Genomic DNA, 1,815 nt, shown 5'->3' on the forward strand with positions numbered 1-1,815 from the left:
CCCTGGTGCGTCTGATGGGCCGGCTGCCCGATCAGGTCAGCCGCAGCTTCGCCCGAGCACTGGAGGCCGGCACCGGAGCTTTCCACGTCATCAACTACCAGAGCGACCGGGGTGCGGCCCGGGTGATCCACGGCCCGCGGCTGATCCGGTGGTTCGACCGCACCCTCGACATTCTCCAGGCCCGGCTCAAAACCGAGTCGGAGGATGCGCTGGCCCGCGGGATGCACATGCCGGTGCACTGGGATCCCTACTTCCGAGACTGGATGAGCCTGGCCGAGATCTACCACTACGGCACCCAGCACTACGACCACCACCGCCAGCAGCTGACGCTCAGCCGAGCACCGTGAACCCGCTCCGATGCACGGACCTGGTGATGCAACTGCGGTTCCAGCGTGGACATCGTGCACGTCTGCTCCACGTCACCGCGGGAACCGAGGAAGGCGCTGGTAGGGCCATCCTGATCCCAGAGATGTGCCGGCACCTCGATAGCCTGGATTAAAAGCTGAAACCCCAGCGATGTGCTCGATCTTTCAGAGCAGGGATCGTTCTGGGGTCTTCGCCATCCAGTCTATCCACCGTGAAGTGAGGCATCAAGTGCCCTTCGTTCCCAGTCAGGCTCAGCTCGAGGGGTGGGTCAGTACCGATCGGCTGTCCAAGTACGCCGCCGCTCCCGAGGACACGGTGGCGCTCTACATGTGGAACGCGGAACTGACGGGGGCGTTCTTCGAACTCATCGGACATGTCGAGGTGCTGTTGCGCAACGTCGTCCACGCCCAACTGGCACCACACTCCACCCACGGCGCCTGGTACGACGACCCGTACTACCGGTTCAACACACGATCTCAGCGAGAGATCGCCACCGCGAAAGGACGTGCCGGCCGCGGTGGCCGCCAGGTCACATCTGGCCGGGTCGTGGCCGAACTGACCTTCGGCTTCTGGCGCTACCTGCTCACCAGTCACCATCAGTCCACCGTGTGGCCCCGCGTCCAGGCCGGCTTCCAAGGGGTGCCTCGCCATGAACGGAGCCGGCAGGAGCTGGAGACGGTGGTGGCCCGGGTGCACGACCTGCGAAACAGGGTGGCTCATCACGAACCGATCTTCCACACCAACGTGGCCCAGCACTTCGCCGATCTCACCTTCATCGCCGGCTACGTCGACGCCCAAGCCCCTCAATGGCTGTGGGAGACCTCGCGGGTGCACGCCCTGATGGTCTCTCGCCCCGGACGGCCATGAGCCCGTTCGTCCTACCAGTGATCCTCTGCTGCCGTACGGCATCCCGCTTTCGGCCGTCTCGATCGTTGGAAACGCCCCTAGCTGCCATTGCTGGTGTGAAGGAGCGGAGCACACAACGTCTTAATGTTGACATATCAACATAATAGGGGTTTGCTGGTGCGTGTTCTACAAGCCGGCCATGGAATGGCTGGGTAGCGTGAGGGGGAGATTCCCGATAGCACTCAGGAGATCCCCCATGGCCCGAGCCCGCAAGAGGACACAAGTCGAGGGGCAGCTGAGCATTGATGCCTTTCTCTTCCCGGAACCCGAGGAGGTTCGTGATGAACACGTACGGCAAGTTCGCGCAGGAAGCGTGGAAGACGACCGCGCCGGCGGAGTACGCCCTGATCCCGGATCCGGTTCAGTGGTTCGAGGCGCTGGGGGAGGAGGCGGCGCAGCGGGTGGGCGAGCTGATGATGGAGCTGGCTGGCCCGGATCCGGCGGGGGAGGCCTACCTGGAGAAGGTGGGGCGGTTGAACGCGTCGAAGATGCAGGCCGAGGAGATCGTGCGCGCGGAGATGCTGACCCCGGACCGTCGGTGCA

Annotated in this window: 2 protein-coding genes and 1 pseudogene; all 3 read left to right on the forward strand. The window is 64.2% G+C overall.

Annotated elements, in window-relative coordinates; translation table 11 throughout:
- Nucleotides 1–347 (forward strand): DinB family protein (locus BJF77_RS02430; protein WP_369821347.1); only part of this gene is annotated, 347 nt, incomplete at its 5' end.
- Between the two features lie 247 nt (nt 348–594).
- Nucleotides 595–1,233, forward strand: a complete 639-nt coding sequence (locus tag BJF77_RS02435; RefSeq protein WP_047804915.1) for an Abi family protein — start codon at nt 595–597, stop codon at nt 1,231–1,233.
- A 320-nt stretch (nt 1,234–1,553) separates the two neighbouring features.
- Nucleotides 1,554–1,815, forward strand: a pseudogene (locus tag BJF77_RS02440) (TnpV protein); the annotation flags it as partial.

It is taken from the genome of Kocuria sp. CNJ-770 (assembly GCF_001942375.1).
Taxonomy (GTDB): Bacteria; Actinomycetota; Actinomycetes; order Actinomycetales; family Micrococcaceae; genus Kocuria; species Kocuria oceani.